Source organism: Stenotrophomonas sp. NY11291 (assembly GCF_023277365.1).
In the GTDB taxonomy this organism is placed as follows: Bacteria; Pseudomonadota; Gammaproteobacteria; order Xanthomonadales; family Xanthomonadaceae; genus Stenotrophomonas; species Stenotrophomonas geniculata.
Genome location: NZ_CP096975.1, coordinates 3597821 through 3616682, shown reverse-complemented (window position 1 = coordinate 3616682; position 18862 = coordinate 3597821). Strand labels below are relative to the sequence as shown.

General features: G+C 66.9%; 18 protein-coding genes and 1 riboswitch. Of the genes, 7 read left to right on the top strand and 11 right to left on the bottom strand.

Features of this window, described 5'->3' with window-relative positions:
• Positions 1-244: 244 nt before the first annotated feature.
• Together M1L61_RS16875 and M1L61_RS16870 are read right to left on the bottom strand one after the other, a co-directional pair.
• Complete coding sequence (locus tag M1L61_RS16875) at positions 245-1093, bottom strand: hypothetical protein (protein WP_010482736.1); 849 nt, start codon at positions 1091-1093, stop codon at positions 245-247.
• A 116-nt stretch (positions 1094-1209) separates the two neighbouring features.
• Positions 1210-2103 carry an Hsp33 family molecular chaperone HslO gene (locus M1L61_RS16870; RefSeq protein WP_010482737.1) on the bottom strand — a complete coding sequence of 298 codons (894 nt, stop codon included), beginning with the start codon at positions 2101-2103 and terminating at the stop codon, positions 1210-1212.
• 77 nt (positions 2104-2180) lie between these two features.
• Here M1L61_RS16870 and mtgA point away from each other — a divergent pair, with 77 nt between their 5' ends.
• The 3 genes from mtgA (at position 2181) to M1L61_RS16855 (ending at position 4404) form a co-directional block, all read left to right on the top strand.
• Positions 2181-2930: a monofunctional biosynthetic peptidoglycan transglycosylase gene (mtgA, locus tag M1L61_RS16865; protein ID WP_043399149.1), complete on the top strand. Its 750-nt coding sequence runs from the start codon at positions 2181-2183 to the stop codon at positions 2928-2930.
• A 63-nt stretch (positions 2931-2993) separates the two neighbouring features.
• The gene (locus tag M1L61_RS16860; RefSeq protein WP_053443387.1) at positions 2994-4013 is read left to right on the top strand and encodes a glycosyltransferase family 2 protein; all 1020 of its coding nucleotides are present in this window, start codon (positions 2994-2996) and stop codon (positions 4011-4013) included.
• Positions 3973-4404, top strand: a complete 432-nt coding sequence (locus tag M1L61_RS16855) for a CBS domain-containing protein (RefSeq protein ID WP_019336409.1) — start codon at positions 3973-3975, stop codon at positions 4402-4404. Before M1L61_RS16860 ends, M1L61_RS16855 begins: the two co-directional genes overlap by 41 nt.
• 491 nt (positions 4405-4895) lie before the next feature.
• On the opposite strand, the gene M1L61_RS16850 is transcribed toward M1L61_RS16855, so the two are convergent.
• The 4 genes from M1L61_RS16850 to M1L61_RS16835 form a co-directional block, all read right to left on the bottom strand.
• A complete protein-coding gene (locus M1L61_RS16850) occupies positions 4896-6869 on the bottom strand; it encodes an AsmA family protein (protein ID WP_248853805.1) in 1974 nt (657 codons plus the stop codon).
• Positions 6870-6942: 73 nt separating this feature from the next.
• Positions 6943-7581, bottom strand: coding sequence for a hemolysin III family protein (locus M1L61_RS16845; protein ID WP_010482744.1), 639 nt, complete (start codon positions 7579-7581; stop codon positions 6943-6945).
• A gap of 204 nt (positions 7582-7785) precedes the next feature.
• Positions 7786-9390 (bottom strand): peptide chain release factor 3, encoded by a 1605-nt coding sequence (locus M1L61_RS16840; protein ID WP_014038155.1) that lies wholly within the window; start codon positions 9388-9390, stop codon positions 7786-7788.
• A 66-nt stretch (positions 9391-9456) separates the two neighbouring features.
• Complete coding sequence (locus tag M1L61_RS16835) at positions 9457-10341, bottom strand: M23 family metallopeptidase (RefSeq protein ID WP_248853804.1); 885 nt, start codon at positions 10339-10341, stop codon at positions 9457-9459.
• Between the two features lie 148 nt (positions 10342-10489).
• A riboswitch (SAM riboswitch) is annotated at positions 10490-10608 on the top strand.
• 77 nt (positions 10609-10685) lie between these two features.
• Here M1L61_RS16835 and M1L61_RS16830 point away from each other — a divergent pair.
• Genes M1L61_RS16830 through M1L61_RS16820 form a run of 3 tightly spaced genes read left to right on the top strand, consistent with a single transcriptional unit; the run spans position 10686 to position 14013 of the window.
• On the top strand, positions 10686-11717 hold the full coding sequence (locus M1L61_RS16830) for a homoserine O-succinyltransferase (RefSeq protein ID WP_049481858.1): 1032 nt from the start codon (positions 10686-10688) through the stop codon (positions 11715-11717).
• Complete coding sequence (locus tag M1L61_RS16825; RefSeq protein ID WP_010482748.1) at positions 11714-12949, top strand: O-succinylhomoserine (thiol)-lyase; 1236 nt, start codon at positions 11714-11716, stop codon at positions 12947-12949. Before M1L61_RS16830 ends, M1L61_RS16825 begins: the two co-directional genes overlap by 4 nt.
• A complete protein-coding gene (locus tag M1L61_RS16820) occupies positions 12946-14013 on the top strand; it encodes a homoserine dehydrogenase (RefSeq protein WP_248853803.1) in 1068 nt (355 codons plus the stop codon). The genes M1L61_RS16825 and M1L61_RS16820 overlap by 4 nt, the downstream gene beginning before the upstream one ends.
• Positions 14014-14071: 58 nt before the next feature.
• On the opposite strand, the gene M1L61_RS16815 is transcribed toward M1L61_RS16820, so the two are convergent.
• Both M1L61_RS16815 and M1L61_RS16810 read right to left on the bottom strand, forming a co-directional pair.
• On the bottom strand, positions 14072-15067 hold the full coding sequence (locus tag M1L61_RS16815) for an alpha/beta hydrolase (protein WP_043399124.1): 996 nt from the start codon (positions 15065-15067) through the stop codon (positions 14072-14074).
• Positions 15068-15138: 71 nt separating this feature from the next.
• A complete protein-coding gene (locus M1L61_RS16810; RefSeq protein ID WP_010482751.1) occupies positions 15139-16521 on the bottom strand; it encodes an L-serine ammonia-lyase in 1383 nt (460 codons plus the stop codon).
• A gap of 100 nt (positions 16522-16621) precedes the next feature.
• Here M1L61_RS16810 and M1L61_RS16805 point away from each other — a divergent pair, with 100 nt between their 5' ends.
• On the top strand, positions 16622-16855 hold the full coding sequence (locus tag M1L61_RS16805) for a glutaredoxin family protein (protein WP_010482753.1): 234 nt from the start codon (positions 16622-16624) through the stop codon (positions 16853-16855).
• A 102-nt stretch (positions 16856-16957) separates the two neighbouring features.
• Here the strand turns inward: M1L61_RS16805 and M1L61_RS16800 are convergent, their stop codons facing one another.
• From M1L61_RS16800 to M1L61_RS16790, 3 genes are read right to left on the bottom strand one after another with little or no spacing between them, the layout of a single operon-like run.
• A complete protein-coding gene (locus M1L61_RS16800) occupies positions 16958-17530 on the bottom strand; it encodes a YceI family protein (RefSeq protein WP_010482754.1) in 573 nt (190 codons plus the stop codon).
• Positions 17531-17533: 3 nt separating this feature from the next.
• Positions 17534-18106 (bottom strand): cytochrome b, encoded by a 573-nt coding sequence (locus M1L61_RS16795; protein WP_010482755.1) that lies wholly within the window; start codon positions 18104-18106, stop codon positions 17534-17536.
• 10 nt (positions 18107-18116) lie between these two features.
• Complete coding sequence (locus tag M1L61_RS16790) at positions 18117-18749, bottom strand: YceI family protein (RefSeq protein ID WP_248853802.1); 633 nt, start codon at positions 18747-18749, stop codon at positions 18117-18119.
• Positions 18750-18862 lie beyond the last annotated feature (113 nt).

Sequence of the window (18862 nt, the reverse complement as noted above, 5' to 3'; positions counted from 1 at the left end):
TGGTAAAGATGAAAATTAATGATTAAAATCAACGAGTTGAATTGAATCTGCGATCACAATGTCTCGTTTGTTAGCGCAAAGTGATGAAAAAAGTTTCCATTGATGTGTATCGCAGTATGTCGACATGAATTGCGCGGTATCCAATTCGTCGAAAAGCGCTTGACGTGTATCACGATCGCGCATATGCAACGGGCGCCTTTCGGCGCCCGGGAGGAGTCACTGCAGGAAGACCCGCGTGGTGGGGTCAGAGATCCTGTTCGTAACGCACGTACGGCACGGTGCCGTCGTCGTTGCTTTCATTGCGTGGGGAGAACGGATTCTTGCCGCGGCTGATCACGTTCTCGGCGCCAACGGTAAGCTGGCCGGACCACGGGGTACGCCAGGTCAGGCCGATGCCCAGGCCTTCCCACTTGCCGGGCTTGCCCGGTACGTCGATCACGCGGCCGATGATGCTGCCGGTGAAGTTGCCGTAGCCGGCGCCGATGCTCAGGCTCTTGCTGTCCCAGCGGTCGACGATGGACGGCGCGGCGTCGGCCAGCGGTACCAGGCGGGCCTTGGCGTAGGTACCGGCAATCGAGACAAAACCCTCGCGGCCGATGTTCTTCTGCGCGAATACGGTCAGGTCGTTCTGCTCGGCGCGCAGCGAGGGTGTCTTGTTCGGGCCTGACAGCCACGCCGGCAGCGTTTCACGGCCGGTGCCCGCGGTGATGCCGAGGCGGCTGTTGCCGCGGTTCAGCGCGGCGGTGCCGGTGAAGCGGCGGCTGTTGAGGTCGTCGTCGTCACCCAGGCTGGCCAGCATGCAATGACTGGCCAGGCCGCTCATGCTGGTCCCGCTGCTGCTGTTGCAGAGCAGGCCCAGTGAATCGCCGGAGGACAGGCCGAAGGCCGCATCCAGCGAGTTGCGGCCGAAGTGCCAGCGGGCGCCGGCGGCCTGTTCACCCGTGGGCTCCAGGTACAGCAGGGCCTCGACCTTGCCGCTGCCCTTGTTCCACACCGGCAGCACGGTCCGGGTGTCCTTGCTCTGCGCGTGCACGCCCGTGATCGCGCCAAGGGCGATCAGCAGGGCCAGCGGTAGACGCAGGAAGGTACGCATCGGACCAGTTCAGACAGGGACGGACAACGGAAGTTCCCGCAGAGACGGGAACTTGATCCTAGGGTGTTTATGAATTCTTAACAAGCCTTGATCCCCCCAGATGCAAGACAAGCCGTTTACTGAAGCCGTTCGGGCGCCGGTACAGTCCCCTCGGCGCCGTGGAACAGTATGCCGAACTCCGTCAAAGGAAAGTGATACTCCCGCCCGCAGAATTCGCAACGGACCTCGACGGCGCCGGTGTCCACGGCCGCGGCACGGGCCTCGTCCTCGCCCAGCGACTGCAGCATCGATGCGACCCGCTCGCGGGAACAGGAGCAGGCGAAGGACAACGGCTTGTCGCCCATCAGTTCCGGCTTCTCTTCGTGGAACAGGCGGTGCAGCAGCTGCTCGGCCGGGGTCGCCAGCAGCTCGGCCTTGCCCAGAGTCTCGAACAGGGCGCTGGCACGCGCCCAGCCGTCCTCGTCACCCTCGTCGCCCGGCAGCTTCTGCAGCAGCAGGCCGGCGGCGCCATTGCGGTCGGCGGCCAGCAGCAGGCGGGTCGGCAGCTGCTCGGACTGGCGGAAGTAATCCTCGAAGGCCTCGTCCAGCTCCGGTGCGGTCAGCGCGACCAGGCTTTGGTAGCGCTGCGGCTCGCGCGGGTCCAGGCCCGGGTTCTCGATGGTGATCGCGAGGAGGGCGTCATCACCCAGGCGGGACAGGTCGCGCGGCGCATCGGCGCCCTCGCTGAGCTGGGCGATGCCGCGCAGGGTACCGGCGGCGGTGCACTCGGCGAACAGGGTGCGCAGGGCGGTGCTGCTGCGCAGCTGGATCGAGAGGCGGCCATCGATCTTGGTGTGGCCGGTGAACAGCGCCGAGGCCACGCAGGCCTCGCCGAGCAGTTCGGCGGCGGTATCCGGGTACTCGGCGTGGGACAGGATCTCCTGCCAGGTGGCCTGCAGGCGCACGTGGACGCCACGGACGCCAGCGTCGGGAAGCAGGAAGCGGATCAGGGAATCGGGGTTGGCGGTCATCGGCTCACATCGCGCGTAAACGAGGGCGGTTGCCGGATAATGCGCCGACAACCAGATAGAAGAAGGATGCACCAGTAATGGGGGCAGGGGGAGAGCAGCACAAGGTGGAGGCCATCGCGGAAGTCCCGCGCCGCAGGCGCTGGCGCTGGAAACGGCTGCTCTGGCTGCCGCTGCTGCTGGCCGCTTTCAGCTGCCTGCAGGTACTGGTGCTGCGGTTCATCGACCCGCCGGTATCCACGGTCATGCTGTGGCGCTATGGCGAGGCCTTGGGCGAGGCCGACTGGTCCTATCGCCTGCACTACCAGTGGCGCGACCTGGACCAGATGGCAGCGAGCCTGCCGATCTCGTTGGTGGCCGCAGAGGACCAGCGCTTTCCCGACCACAACGGCTTCGACCTGCAGGCCATCGAGAAGGCCCGCGACCACAACGCCAAGGGCGGGCGCCTGCGGGGGGCCAGCACGATCAGCCAGCAGGTCGCCAAGAACCTGTTCCTCTGGCAGGGCCGCAGCTGGGTGCGCAAGGGCCTGGAAGTCTGGTACACGGTGCTGATCGAAGCACTGTGGCCGAAGGAACGCATCCTGGAGATGTACGCCAACATCGCTGAGTTCGGCGATGGCGTATATGGCGCGCAGGCAGCGGCACAGACGTTCTGGGGCAAGGACGCGGCCCGGTTGAGTCCGGCCGAGAGTGCGCGGCTGGCGGCGGTGTTGCCGGCACCGCGACGCTACAACGCGGCCAAGCCAGGGCCGTACGTGCAGCGGCGCGCGGCATGGATCCAGCGCCAGGCACGGCAGCTGGGCGGCGCGTCCTATCTGTCGGAGGACTGAGGCGGGCGCGCTGCGATCGGCAGGCGGCGGGTCGTGTGCGCGCCGGCAACGTACAATCCGGGCATGAACCGCGAACGGCTCACTTTTGTCATCGCCGCCTACAACGAGGCCCTGGCACTGCCGCTGCTGCATCCACGGCTGTGCGCGGTGCTCGATGGTATGCCCGACATCGATGGTCACATCCTGTATGTGGACGACGGCAGCCACGACGGGACTTGGCAGGTGATCGCAGGATTGGCGCAGGGCGACGCGCGCGTATCGGCGTTGAAGCTGTCGCGCAATTTCGGCAAGGAGGCCGCGCTGACTGCCGGCCTGGATCTGGTGCGCGAAGGCGCAGCGATGATCCTGGACGCCGATGGCCAGGACCCGCCGGAACTGGTGCCGCAGTTCGTTGCGCGCTGGCGCGAAGGGCATGACAACATCTATGGCACGCGCATGGCCCGCGATGGCGAGGCCTGGATCAAGCGCGCCACGGCGGCGGCGTTCTACCGGGTGATCGGTCGCCTCTCACGCACGCCGATCCCTGCCGATACCGGTGACTTCCGCCTGCTGTCGCCGCGCGCGCTGAGCGCGCTGCGCGAGATGCGTGAACGCCATCGCTTCATGAAGGGTCTTTTCAGCTGGGTCGGATTCAAGCGGATTGCCGTGCCCTACCACCGCCACGCGCGCGTGGCCGGCTCCAGCAAGTTCAGCCTTTGGCGGCTGTGGAACTTCGCGCTGGAAGGTATCACCGGGTTCTCGACCGTTCCCCTGCGGGCGGCGACCTACATGGGCCTGGCCACGGCGGCGGTTGCTTTCGTATTCGGTGTATGGGTGATCGCTAAGGCGGCCCTGTACGGTGACCGGGTGGCGGGTTGGCCGACAATGATGGCGGTGATCCTGTTCCTGGGCGGGGTGCAGTTGATCGCCCTGGGCCTGATCGGTGAGTACCTGGGACGGCTGTACGAGGAATCCAAGCAGCGCCCGTTGTACCTGGTTGACGCGTGGCTAGCATCCACCGTGGCAGACTCGGCCCTGCAACCCACCCTCGGAGGGCAGGCAGATGACCACGGTACGGCAACTGTTGGACGGCAAGTCTCCTGAAGTACATGCGGTCGCGCCGGATGCGGCGGTGATCGATGCGATCCGGTTGATGGCGGAAAAGGGCATTGGCGCGGTGCTGGTGATGGACGGGCCGCGGCTGGTCGGGATCCTGTCGGAGCGCGATTACGCGCGCAAGATCGTGCTGCGTGATCGTTCGTCGCGGGATACGGCGGTGGCCGAGATCATGACGGCGAAGGTGGTGACGGTCTCGCCGGGCGAACAGGTAGAGCACTGCCTGCAACTGGTGACCGATTACCGCATCCGCCACCTGCCGGTGGTGGAGGGGGCGCAGGTGCTGGGGGTGATCTCCATCGGTGACCTGGTGAAATCGGTGATTGATGCGCAGCGGCGCGAGCTGGATCAGCTGCAGCAGTATATCGTTGCCGGGTGAGGGTGTCGCTGGCGGGCCTGCGGCCCGCCGGCCCGCTTTTCGAAGCCAGAGCCACAGCCAAAGCCACAGCAGCGCCTTCCTGATACGTTGGGAGGCGGAGGGTGCGGCTGGGCAGGACACGCCGCAAGTACGTCCCTGTAGGCTCGATGGCGCCATCCATGGCGCCAACGGTCCTGCCCAGCCGCACCCTCCGCCTCTGGACACATTTCTGCGAGCGCGGTGTTTACATGCGCGGTGCCTCGCCTTGGGTAGCTGCCAGCCTTGGTTGGCAACGGCTTTTGACTCTGCTTTTTTCTTTTGACTTTGAATTTCCGCTCTCGTTCCGCGCGCGCAGGAAACTGTCCGGAGCCGGAGCAAGGCGGCAGGCAGGACCGTGAGGCGCATGGATGCGCCGACCGAGCCTACAGGGACGTATTTACGGCGTGTCCTGCCTGTCGCCTTGCTCCGGCTCTACGCGCGGGAAAAGAGGCGCCGCGAACAACGCTGTAAACCTACTTCGCATACTGCCCCCCGCAGTCGGCATCCTTGCCCGGCCCCAGTTCGATCGTCGCCAGCAACGCCGCCGGCGGCGCGATGCTGCCCAGCGCCAGGGCCACGGCGCCACGAATACCCAATGCCTTGAAGTCCGGGCGGAACGACGGATCCTTGAACGTGCCGCTGATATGCAGCGGAGAGCGCAGAACCAGGATGCTCTTGTCCTTCGGGCGAGGCTTCAGCAGCAGGTCCAAGGTCTCGTCGCGCAGGCTGACCGTGCCTTCGCCGATGAGGATCGTGTCGGTGGTATCCACCGCCAGTGCCTGGCTGGTCATCAGGCCGTCGCGCACGCCGAAGTCGGCGAAGGCGCAGCGCAGGGGGATCTGCTTGTCGCCGGTCACCAGGAATTTCAGCGATTCGGTAATGTCCAGCCCCGCCAGTTCCATTACCAGGTTACCGACATGGCCGCGGCCCATCGCCAGGCCGACCTTGCCATCGCTGCTGCCCAGCATCGCGGCGATCGAGTTGCCACGGCCGCTCAGGTCCACTTCGCCGCCGATGCCGCCCTTGGCCTGCTCGGCCAGCTTCGCGTCCGGGAGCAGCTGGCCCAGCTGCACGCCGCGCACGCTGGCCTTCAGCGCGGTGCGGATCTGCGGCTGACGTGCATCCATGCGGATCGTGCTGCGGATATCGCCGCCGGCCACGCCGAAGTTCAGCGGGTCCAGCCGTAGCACGCCGTCATCCAGCAGCAGGTGCGCATCCATGTCGTCCAGCGGCAACGAAGGGGCGTTGATGCGGTGGGCCTTCCAGCGCACGTCGGCATCCATCGCGCGCAGCTTGCCGAGGTTGTAGGGCGTGTCGGGCAGCACGCGTGCACGGGCAGCAACGCGTGCAGCCTCGGCCTTCTGTTCTGCGTTGGCGGTTTCGCCGCCGCCGGTCTTCGGTGGCGCGCCGACGAAGCCGGCCAGGTCATCGAAGTCCAGGCGCCTGGATTCCAGCGTCGCGGTCAGTCGTGGACGGTCGCGTCCCACCTCGAACTGCAGGTTGCCACCCAGGTCGCTGTCGCCGACCTTACCGGTGAAGCCGTCGTAACGCCAGACGTTGTGGTCGCGCTTCAGGCGGCCGTCCAGCGCATAGGGCGGTGAGGGCGGGATGGCGATGCCGAGCAGCGGGTAGAGATCGGCCAGATCCTGGCCACTGAGCGCGAACTGCAGGTCGAACACGCGCAGCTGGAAGGGGTTGGTGAGCGTGCCGCGGGCCACTGCGTGGGTGGCACCGGCGCGGCCGTCGAGGTGGATGCGGAACGGGTGGTCGCTGTCGGTCAGTTCCAGCGGTGATTCGGTACCGCCCTGCAGGGTGAACGGATTGCCCTGCCAGTGGCCCTTGCCCTGCACCAGCAGCGGCGGCGAGGCATCGGCCTGTTTCGGTTGGCCGCTGTGCACGCCCACGCGGATGTCGGTGCGGCCCAGTGCGTCGAGGAACTGCAGCCGGCCGTCGTCGATGCGCAGGCGCTTGAGTTGCGGGCTTGTCCCGCCTCTGCTGTCACCCAGGAAATCCCAGTTGCCCGGCTCGCCCTTGCGCGGGGCGGTTTCCAGCAGCACGTCCGGTCGGGTCAGGCGCACTTCCGGCAGCTGTACGCTGCCGCGCAGCAGGGGCCATACCCGCACGTCGATCTCGACGCGGTCGGCCGTGGCCATGTTCGGCTGCTTCGCCCAGGCGGCATTGGCGAAGGTGATCGCATCGGCACGGATGGTGCTGGTGCGGCCGAGGTCGACATCCAGGTGGCCGATGTGCAGTGCACGACCGGTGCGTGCCTGCACCGCGCGCTCGACCGGACCCTTGAACCAGTTCCAGTCCCACAGCGCGATCACCACCAGGATCACTGCCAGCAGGAAGACCAGGACCGTGAGCCAGCGCCGGCCGCGCGGGCCAGGTCTGCGGAGGCACCAGCGGGAAGCGCGCGTTGCGGCAGGGGAGGCGGCAGCATTCACGCTGCCATGGTTGCCCCTTCATCGTGGACGGGGCGCGAAGCGTCCATGTGCGTGGTGTGCACAACCCGCGCCGTTACAGCACCTGCATGGTTACCGCGACGAAGTGGCAGACGCTGCCGCCGATCACGAACAGGTGCCAGATCGCGTGCGAATAGGGGATCGATTCGCGGTGATAGAAATAGGTGCCCAGCGTGTACGACAGGCCGCCGGCCAGCAGCCAGCCCAGCGTCCAGCCGTCGATCGAGGCCAGCATCGGCTTGATCGCCACGATCACCAGCCAGCCCATGGCGATGTAGATGCCGGTGGAAAGCGCCTTGAAGCGGCCGGTGTAGAACAGCTTGAACACCACCCCGGCCAGGGCCAGGGTCCAGATCGCGGCGAACAGGCCCCAGCCCCACGGGCCACGCAGGCCGATCAGGGTGAACGGGGTATAGGTGCCGGCGATCAATACGTAGATTGCGCAGTGGTCGAACACCTTCAGGCGGCCCTTGGCGACCGGGTGCTGGATGGCGTGGTACAGCGTGGAGGCGGTGTACAGCAGCAGAAGCGCAATGCCGAATACGATCGCGCCGGCCAGCTGCCAGCCATCGCTGTAGATGGCGGCCAGGGTGATCAGTACCGCACCGGCGCCCAGAGCGAGCACGGCACCGAGGCCGTGGGTCAGGGCGCTGGCGATTTCTTCGCGGATCGAAGCAACGGAAGTCGTGGACATGGCGTAGGCATCGTTCGCGGGGAGGGGGACCCGCACCCCCCTATCATCGCCGCGATGGGCGGCGTCTGCACGCCCGTCACCGTATGGTCGATGAATTGCCGGCCTGCGCCGGGTCCATGGTAGATCCACGCCATGCGTGGATGAACGCCCGGCACTGCAGGAGTCAGAGCCCTTTCCTGCGGAAAGGGATCCGACCGCGTGGCATCAGCCCACCGAAACCGTATGCGCCGCTTCGCGGGTGGCCGAGAAGCGCACGTCCGGCGAGCGTTCCTGCGCCAGCTGAAGGTTGACCCGGGTCGGTGCCAGGTAGACCAGGTGGCCGGCCGCATCCAGTGCCAGGTTCAGTGCGTTCTTCTCGCGGAACTCTTCCAGCTTCTTTTCGTTGCTGCAGTGGACCCAACGCGCAGTGGTCACGCTGACCGGCTCGAATGTGGCTTCCACGCCGTACTCGTCCTTCAGGCGGTACGCGGCCACGTCGAACTGCAGCACACCGACCGCACCCAGGATCAGGTCGTTGCTGGTCAGCGGGCGGAAGAACTGGGTCGCACCTTCCTCGGACAGCTGGGCCAGGCCCTTCTGCAGCTGCTTGAGCTTGAGCGGATCACGCAGGCGTGCGCGACGGAACAGCTCCGGGGCGAAGTTCGGAATACCGGTGAAGGTGACCGCTTCGCCTTCGGTGAAGGTATCGCCGATGGAAATGGTGCCGTGGTTGTGGATGCCGATCACATCGCCCGGCCACGCTTCGGCGGCGATTTCACGATCGCTGGCCATGAAGGTCAGGGCGTTGGCCAGCTTCATTTCCTTGCCGGTGCGCACGTGGAAGGTCTTCATGCCGGCGCTGAAACGGCCCGAGCAGACGCGCATGAACGCCACGCGGTCACGGTGCTGAGGATCCATGTTGGCCTGGATCTTGAACACGAAGCCGGTCAGCTTGTTCTCTTCCGGGGCAATCTCGCGGCCGGTGGTGGAGCGTGCCTGCGGCGACGGCGCATGCTCGACGAAGAAGTCCAGCAGCGGCTGCACGCCGAAGTTGTTCACGCCCGAGCCGAAGAACACCGGGGTCTGCTTGCCGGCGCGATAAGCGTCCAGGTCGAACGGGTGGCTGGCGCCCTGCACCAGTTCCAGTTCGTCGCGCAGGTCGGCCAGCATCTGTGCACCGATCTTCTCGGCCAGGCCGGGGGCATCGATGGACGGGAAGATGGTCGAGTCCTGGCGGGTGAAGTTGCGGCCCGGTTCGTACAGGTGCACTTCGCCGGTGAGCAGATGCACCACGCCCTTCAGGCGCTGGCCCATGCCGATCGGCCAGGTGACCGGGGCGCACTGGATGCCCAGCACGGTTTCCACTTCATCCAGCAGCTCGATCGGGTCCTTGCCCTCGCGGTCGAGCTTGTTGATGAAGGTCATGATCGGCGTATCGCGCAGGCGGCACACTTCCATCAGCTTGATGGTGCGTTCTTCCACGCCCTTGGCCACGTCGATCACCATCAGCGCCGAGTCCACCGCGGTCAGCACGCGGTAGGTGTCCTCGCCGAAGTCGGCGTGGCCGGGGGTGTCGAGCAGGTTGACGATCTTGCCTTCATACGGGAACTGCATCACCGAGGAGGTGACGGAGATGCCGCGCTCCTTTTCCAGCGCCATCCAGTCGGAGGTGGCGTGGCGGGCAGCCTTGCGGCCCTTCACCGAACCGGCCATCTGGATCGCGCCTCCGAACAGCAGCAGCTTTTCGGTCAGCGTGGTCTTGCCGGCGTCAGGGTGGGAAATGATGGCGAAGGTGCGGCGACGCGACGCTTCGTTGGCGACTTCGGACATGGCAGTGGCGCCCGCCCGGGGCGCTTTTCAAAGAGATAAGCGCCCGATTATACCGGCCGGGGCCGGTCAGCGCCCGGTACCGCCGTCGGCCTCGCCGTGGCGGGCGAACTGCAGCTGGCCCTGCTCGGCGAAGATGCGTGCCGGCACCGAGCGCAGGCCCATGCCGCGGTTGACCTGTACCACGAAGTGCAGGTGTGGGGCGCTGCTGTAGCCACTGTTGCCGGACAGGCCGATCGGCTGCCCGGCCCCCACCGCCTGGCCGCGACGCACGCGCATGCCGCCGGCCTGCAGGTGGCCGTACAGGGCCATGCTGCCGTCGCTGTGCAGCACGCGGATGAAGTTGGCGCGGCCACCATCGCGTTCGCGGTCCTGGCCGTTGCCACGGAAGCCATCCTGGATCTGCATCACCGTGCCCTCGCGTGCGGCCAGCACCAACGTGCCTTCAGGCAGCGCGAAGTCGACCGCATCGCGGTTTTCCTCGTCGTCGTGGCTGAACCGGCCCTGCGGCGCCTGGTCCACGCGTGGACGGGCCGCATCGAACGGCAGGCGATAGGCCACATCCTCGGCATGTGCGGCCGGATTGCCCGGTACCGACTGCAGGCGCAGGTCCAGCGTGCGGCCGTCGAGCGGGGCAGGCAGGTGGCCGACCACCAGGCTGCTGTCGCCCTGGATCAGCGATTGCACCGGCAGCCCTTCGACCGGGTGTCCGGGTGCAGCGCGCAGCTCGATCTGCAGCGGTCCGGCCAGGGTGTTGTCGATACGGGCCTGCCATTGCGTGCCGACCGGTTGCAGGCGCAGCTGGGCCATCGGTGCGGCAGCCTCGGCATCGCCTGCGCGGGCGGCAGAAGCGGGAGGAGGCACCAGTCCCCAGCCCTGGCGCCAGTCGCCGGCGCTGGCCGTCGCACTCGCCAGCAGGGGCAGCAGCAGCCAGGTCAGGGGCAGGCGTGGCATCGGGGGTTCCAGCGGCAGGGACCGCCGGGACTGTACCGGATCCTGAACGGGACAACCGCGACGCCCCTCGCATACCCGGGACGAAAATATTCATCGCTTTATCCGCATGAAGGGATTGACAGTGCGCGGAAGGGCTGGCATCGTGGCCTCACCATCGAGACCGGCAGAGGGACAGGCCCTTTGAAGCCGGGGCAGCCCGCAGGCGCGCAAGCGTCCGCGTAGGTGCCAAATCCTGCGGGGACCGTGGCGTCCACCGAAAGATGGTTCGAACCATGCACCACACGTGCATCTCGAACGCGGGCCCCGCGAAGGCTCGATGGCCGATTCCCCAACCGGATCCCGCCATGAGCTTCGCCGCCAGTACCGCCGTTCGCCCCGAACCCTTTGTCCCCGTCAGCGTGCCGGTCGAAGACCGTGTGCATGCCGAGCGCGGTGAGTTCGCCGCGGTGCTGTCGATGCGTCATGCCGGCCCCAGCCCGGTGCGCCTGCGCTACGAGTGGGTCGGCCCGGCCAACGCGCCGGTGGTGGTACTGGCCGGCGGCATCTCCGCGCATCGCCATGTGGCCTCCAACGCACAGTTCAGCGAGAAGGGCTGGGCCGAAGAGCTGGTCGGCAGGGGGCGCACGCTGGATCCGCAGCAGCTGCGCGTATTGGCGTTCGATTTCATCGGCGCCGACGGTGCGCTGGACGTGCCGATCGATACCGCCGATCAGGCCGACGCATTGGCGCTGGTGCTGGATCATCTCGGCATCCGCGCGCTGAAAGCCTTCGTCGGCTATTCGTATGGCGCGCTGGTCGGCCAGCAGTTCGCGATCCGTCATCGTGCCCGCGTGCGCCAGCTGGTGCTGGCCAGCGGTGCGCATCGCCCGCACCCGTATGCCGCCGCCTGGCGCGCGTTGCAGCGCCGCGCCGTCGCGCTGGGCCAGCTGCAGTGCGGCGAAGATCATGGCCTGGCGCTGGCCCGGCAGTTCGCCATGCTCAGCTACCGCACCCCGGAAGAATTCGGCGAGCGCTTCGATGCCGCGCCGGAAGTGATCAACGGCCGCGTGCGCGTGGCCGCCGAAGACTATCTCGACGCCGCCGGCGCGCAGTACGTCGCGCGCACACCGGTGACCGCCTACCTGCGCCTGTCCGAATCGATCGACCTGCACCGCGTCGACCCCGCCGCGATCCTGCCGCCGACCGTGGTGGTGGCCGTGGAGGGCGACCGCCTGGTGCCGCTGGCCGACCTCGTCGGCCTGGTCGAAGGTCTGGGCCCGCGCGGCAGCCTGCGCGTGCTGCGCTCGCCCTACGGCCACGACGCCTTCCTCAAAGAAACCGATCGCATCGACGCGATCCTCGCCACCGCCTTCCGCACCTCTGGAGAGTCCGCATGAGCCTGCACGCCAACGAGCCGTCCTGTAGTCGCACCACCGCCGCCGTCCGTGCCGGCATCGATCGCGATACCGCCCATGGCGCGGTCACCCCGCCGATCGTGCTGTCGTCGAACTTCAGCTTTGAAGGCTTCGGCAACAAGCGCCAGTACGACTACACGCGCAGTGGCAACCCCACCCGCGACCTGCTGGGTGAGGCGCTGGCCGAACTGGAAGGCGGTGCCGGCGGCGTGATCACCGCCACCGGCATGGGGGCGATCAACCTGGTGCTGAATGCACTGCTGCAGCCGGGAGATACCCTGGTGGTGCCGCACGATGCGTACGGTGGCAGCTGGCGCCTGTTCAATGCGCTGGCGAAGAAGGGCCACTTCGAACTGGTCACCGCCGACCTGACCGATCCGCGTGCACTGGCACAGGCGCTGGCCACCCAGCCGAAGCTGGTGCTGGTGGAAACCCCGTCCAACCCGCTGCTGCGCATCACCGACCTGCGCTTCGTCATCGATGCCGCGCACAAGGCCGGTGCACTCGTGGTGGTCGACAACACCTTCCTGTCGCCGGCGCTGCAGCAACCGCTGGCCTTCGGCGCAGATCTGGTGCTGCATTCCACCACCAAGTACATCAATGGCCACAGCGATGTGGTGGGTGGTGCGGTGGTCGCGCGCGATCAGGCACTGCACGAGCAGCTGGTGTGGTGGGGCAACGCGCTGGGCCTGACCGGTTCGCCGTTCGATGCGTTCCTGACCCTGCGCGGCCTGCGCACGCTGGATGCGCGCCTGCGCGTGCACCAGGAGAACACCGCGTCGATCGTTGCCCTGCTGGACCAGCATCCGGCAGTCGGTAGGGTCTACTACCCGGGCCTGGCCGATCACCCCGGGCATGCCATCGCCGCACGCCAGCAAAGTGGCTTTGGCGCGATGTTGTCGTTCGAACTGGCCGACTGCGAAGGCGATGATCCGCATGCCGCAGTGCGTGCCTTCGTCGATGGCCTGCGCTGTTTCACCCTGGCCGAATCGCTGGGCGGCGTCGAAAGCCTGATCGCGCATCCGGCCACCATGACCCATGCGGCGATGACCGCCGAAGCGCGCGCCGCCGCGGGCATCAGCGAAGGGCTGCTGCGCCTGTCGGTCGGCATCGAGGCCGAGCGTGACCTGCTGGCAGATCTGGGCGCCGCGCTGCAGCGCGCCGAAGCGGTGATTGATGCGGCCGCGCGTCGCAAACAGGTGGTGGATGCATGAGCGCGCTCGCCGCTGACATTCCTGCGCTGGGCGTGGGACGCCTGGCGCTGCTGGGCACTGGCACGGTCGGCTCGGCCTTCGTGCAGCGTTACCAAGCATTGCGGGCGCGTGGGCTGGAACTGCCCAGCGTGCAGTGGCTGGCCAATTCACGCACTGCGCTGGAGATCGATCGTGACCTGGTGTTGCCGCTGGAGCTGGCACGGCGTGCACCGCGCGATGGCCAGAGTTCGCCGCCGTGGGCCAGCGCCGAAGGACTGGAACGTGGCGATGTAGTGGTCGATGCCACCGCCAGCGAAGACGTGGCCGCACGCCACGTGCAGTGGCTGGCGCGCGGCGTGCACGTGGTGACCGCCAACAAGCTGGGCCGTGGTGCGCAGCTCGCACGCGCGCAGGCGATTGCCGAAAGCTGCGCAGACAGTGGTGCGCGCTATGGCGACAGCGCCACCGTCGGTGCCGGCCTGCCGCTGTTGAGCAGCCTGCGCGCGCTGGTGGCCGGTGGCGATCACATCCATGCCATCAAGGGTGTGCTGTCCGGTTCGCTGGCGTGGCTGTTCCATCGTTACGACGGCCAGTCGCCGTTCTCGGCGGCGGTGCGCGACGCGTTGGCGGCCGGCTATACCGAGCCCGATCCGCGCCTGGACCTGTCCGGCGAAGACGTGCGGCGCAAGCTGCTGATCCTGGCCCGCAGCAGCGGGCTGGCGCTGGATGCTTCGCAGGTGCAGGTGGATTCACTGGTGCCTGAAACGCTGGCAGCGTTGCCGCTGGAGGATGCACTGGCGGCACTGGAGCAGCTGGATGCGCCGTTGCAGGTGCGTTGGCAGCAGGCGCGCGACAACGGCCACGTGCTGCGTTTCGTTGGCCGTGTCGATGGCGCGGGTGCGCAGGTGGGCCTGCGCGAGCTGCCGGCCGATCACCCGTTGGCGCAGGGCGCGGGCACCGACAACCGCGTAGCCATCCACAGTGACCGTTATCAGCGCCAGCCGTTGTTGATCCAGGGCCCGGGCGCTGGCGCGGAAGTCACCGCCGCCGCGCTGCTGGATGATGTGTTGCGGATCGTGGGTTGATCGCACCGCTTCTGTAGAGCCGAGCCCACGCACGGCTCTACAGGGGCACGCCTGCCGGTCAGCGAGACTTCAACGCCTTCAACAGTGCGCTGTTGAACTGCTTCGGGTCCTGTACCTGCGGCGAATGCCCCAGTTCGGCGAACTCGACCAGGTTCGAGCCGGAAATCGCTGAGGCCGCGGCCTTGCCGAGCACCCGGTAATTGCCCAGCGTCGCCTTTACTGCAGGTGGTGCCAGGTCACGGCCGATCGCGGTGCGGTCCTTCTGGCCGATGAACAACGTGGTCGGCACCTGCAGGTTCTTCAGTTCGTAGACCACCGGCTGGTTGAACACCATGTCCGAGGCCAGCGCCTGGCTCCATGCAACGGCCTGCTTGCCCGGGCCTTCGTACATGCCCGACTGCATCCGCGCCCACGGTTCATACGCCGGTTTCCATTTGCCGTCGTAGTACACCTCCAGCTGGTAGCGGCGGATGCTGTCATAGCTGATGTTCAATTCGCCGGCGTACCACGCGTCCACGCTGCGCCACGGCACGCCCAACGCCTTCCAGTCTTCCAGACCGATCGGGTTGACCAGCGACAGGCTGCGCAGGTCCTGCGGGAACATCAGCGCGTAGCGCACCGCCAGCATGCCGCCCATCGAATGACCGACCAGGTGCACCGGTACATCACCCAGTTGCAGCTGATGCAGCAGGGCATGGGTGTTGGCGGCCAGCTGCGCGAACGAATACTGGTAACGTTCGGGCTTGCTGGATTTGCAGAAGCCGACCTGGTCCGGGGCGATCACCCGGTAGCCGGCGGCAACCAGTGGCTTGATCGATTCCTTCCAGGTGGCGGCGCAGAAGTTCTTGCCGTGCAGCAGCACCACCACACCGATGGGCGCCTTCTTCGGCGCGATGTCCAGGTAGGCCATTTCCAGCGGCTGCCGCTGCGATTCCAGTGCGAAGGTCTTCACCGGATAGCCGTAGTCGAAGCCTTCCAGGCGTGGCCCATAGGTCGGCGCAGCCAGGGCAGGCAGCGGCAGGCAGGCAAGCAGGGCGGCAGCGATCACGCGCATGGGGCAGTCCGGGGGCAAGGGAGCCCCGAGCCTAACCGGAACGCGGTGACGGTGCCGTCCGGCGTTACGACTCAGCACTCGATGACGTTCACCGCCAGCCCACCGCGGCTGGTTTCCTTGTACTTGTCCTGCATGTCGCGGCCGGTATCGCGCATGGTCTTGATCACCTTGTCCAGCGACACCTTGTGCTTGCCGTCGCCACGCATCGCCATGCGCGAGGCATTGATTGCCTTCACCGCGCCCATCGCGTTGCGTTCGATGCAGGGGATCTGCACCAGGCCGCCGATCGGGTCACAGGTCAGGCCGAGGTTGTGTTCCATGCCGATTTCCGCGGCATTCTCGATCTGGCTGGGGTTGCCACCCAGCGCCGCGACCAGGCCACCGGCCGCCATCGAGCAGGCCACGCCCACTTCGCCCTGGCAACCCACTTCGGCGCCGGAAATCGAGGCGTTTTCCTTGTAGAGGATGCCGATCGCTGCCGAGGTCAACAGGAAATCGAATACGCGCTGCTCGTTGGCGCCGGGGCAGAAGCGGTCGAAGTAATGCAGCACCGCCGGCAGCACGCCGGCCGCACCGTTGGTCGGCGCGGTCACCACACGGCCACCGGCGGCGTTCTCTTCGTTCACCGCCAGCGCGTACAGGTTGACCCAGTCCAGCGTGGTCAGCGGGTCGCGCATTGCCGCTTCCGGCTTCGACGACAGCTCGCGGTACAGCGCCGGTGCACGACGGCCCACCTTCAGGCCACCCGGCAGCACGCCTTCCTCGCGGATGCCGCGCGCCACGCACGACTGCATCGCACTCCAGATCTCGCGCAGCTGCGCGCGGATCTCGTCTTCGCTGCGCCAGCACTTCTCGTTCTCGAACATCAGCTGGGCAATGCTCAGGCCGCTGCGCGCGGTCTGCGCCAGCAGCTCGTCGCCGCTCTTGAACGGGTAGGGCAGCGGGGTTTCGTCGGGCACGATGCGGTCATCGGCCGCGTCGTCCTGGTTGACCACGAAGCCACCACCGACGGAGTAGTAATCGCGGGTGGCGATCACTTCGTCCTCGGCGTTGTACGCGGTGAAGCGCATGCCGTTGGTGTGGTACGGCAGCTTCTGGCGCTTGTTCATGCCCAGGTCGCGCTTTTCGTCGAAGGCGATCTCGTGCTGGCCCATCAGCTGGATGCGCTTGCTGCTGCGGATGCGCTCCAGCGTGGCCGGGATGATGTCCGGGTCGATCAGGTTGGGCCGCTGACCTTCCAGGCCGAGCAGGATCGCCTTGTCGGTGCCATGGCCGCGGCCGGTCAGCGCCAGCGAGCCGTAGACATCGGCACGGATGCGCGCGACCTCGTGCAGGCGGCCCGGATCGAGCAGCCAGCGGTGGATGAATCGCTCGGCGGCCTTCATCGGCCCGACGGTGTGCGAGGAGCTCGGGCCAATGCCGATCTTGAAAACGTCGAACGTGCTGACAGCCATGGTTGCCGTACTGCGGGTACCGGAAGAGACCGCTATTCTAGCGGTTCATGCCGCACTTCCATGGCTGCGGCGCAGCATTTCGGCAGAGGGAGCAAAACCGGTGTTGACCCTGTTCCAGCGTGACGACTGCCACCTGTGCGACATGGCCCTGGCCGAGCTGGCCAAGGCCAGGGCGCCGGAGTTCGAATCGGTGTTCCTGGATGACCAGCCGGCGCTGGAATCGCGCTATGGCGCGCGGGTGCCGGTGCTGCGCGACGAGCGCGGTGACCGTGAGCTGGACTGGCCGTTCGACGCGGCCACGGTTCAGGCCTGGCTGGCTGAAAGCTCACTGTAGAGCCGAGCCATGCTCGGCTGACGCGCGCAGCGCGACCTGGACGGCAGCCGAGCATGGCTCGGCTCTACAGGATGCGGCCGGAGCCGTGCCCCGGCCCATTGCTCATTTCGCGTCGAACTTCACGATCGTGCTGATCGCGGTTTCGTCCGGGATGGTCTTGGTGTCGGCCCAGTCACCGCTGCCGACGCCGAAGTCCAGGCGCTTGACGGTGGCCTTGCCGGTCAGCACCGGCTGGGTGCCCGGCTTCCAGGTGAAGGTCAGCGTGACCGGCTTGCTGACCCCGCGCAGTTCCAGGGTGCCATCGGCGGCGAACTGGTCATTGCCGACGGCACGGAAGCCCTTGGCGGTGTAACGCGCGGTGGCGAACTTGCCGACGTTGAAGAAGTCGGCGGTCTGCAGGGTCGAATCGCGGTCGCTGTTGCCGCTCTTGGCGCCGGCCAGCGGGATCACCACGTCCAGCGAACCGGCGGCCGGGTTGGCCGGGTCGAAGCTGAGCTTGGTGGCAAAGCCCGGGAAGCTGCCGGTGAACACTTCGCCGTCGTACTTGGTCGCGAACACCAGGATCGAGCCGGCGCCGGGGGCCTGCGCGTAGTCGGCAGCGAGTGCCGGAGCGGTGGCCAGCATGCCTGCCAGGGCGGCGGCCACGGCGGCCGGAGTGGTCAGTTTCAGGTTCATCGGTCAGTCCTTCTGAGGGGAGGTGAGCCAGCCACGCGGCAACATGCGGGACAAGGTTGCATCGCGCTGGAACAGGTGGTGGTAGAAGGCAGCGCCGGCATGGGCCAGCACCACCGCGATCAACAGCCAGAAGCCGTATTCGTGGATGGCATGGGACACCGCAACGACCTGCGGGTCTGGGCCGCTCAGTTTGGGCACGTCAACCAGGCCGAACCAGCGGAACGGGCGCAGGCCGCTGGCCGAGTCGTACAGCCAGCCCGACAGCGGGATGGCAAACATCAGCACATACAGCAGCACATGGGTGGCACTGGCGATGCGTTCCTGCCAGCTGGGCACGCCCGGCACCGGCTTGGGGGCACCGGCATACAGGCGCCAGCCGAGGCGGAACAGCACCAGCGCCAGCACGGTGATGCCGATCGACTTGTGCGCGGTATAGACCCAGAAATACTTGGGGGTCTTGGGCAGTTCGCCCATGGTCAGGCCGACCACGCCCAGGGCGAGGATCAGCAATGCGATCAACCAATGCAGGATCTGGCTGACACTCCCCCAGGCGGCGGGGGTGTTCTTGGCGGTCATGAAGGGTCCTCTAGGGGGCCGTCTTGGGGTCGGAGTGTGGAACGGGAGCGGGAGTTCCCGGGGCGGCGCTGCGGTCGAGGGTGGCTTCAGCCTCGATTCTCAGCTGTACTGCATCACCGATGACGCCCGGCCAGGCGGTGATGCCGAACGCGCGCCGGCTCAGCGTGGTGCTGGCGGAAAAACCGGCGGTGCGTCGGAACGGGGGCAGGGGATAGCGCTTGATGGCGTTGAGGGTCACGTCCAGCGTGATCTCCTGGCTGACCCCGCGCAGGGTCAGGGTGCCGATCACGTGGGCCCGCCTGGCATCGATCGGTTCGATCCGGCTGGAGACGAAATGTGCCTTCGGGAAACGCTCGCCATCCAGAAGGCTGCGGGCCAGCGTGGCCTGGTTCCACTTGGCATCACCCAGGTCCAGTCGCGACACGGGGACCTCGACATCCAGTGTGGCCTCGCGCCAGTTGTCGGGATCGAACTGCAGGCGGCCCTCACTGCCGGAGACCGTGCCCATCGCCTGCGAGTAACCCGCGTGGTCAATGGTGAACAGCACACGCGTATGCACCGGATCGAGGCGATAGGTATCTGCATCCGCCCAGGCGGGGGCGGTGGCGAGCAGCATCGGCAGCAGGGCCAGGCAGGGACGCATCGATGGCGGGCTCCGGAAAGGGGGACGTTGCGATCATACGCACAGCCCCCTGCCAACGTTGCGTGCATGGCTGCAACAGTTCGTGGTGGGTCCACCGGTGGAAACAGGCTGTT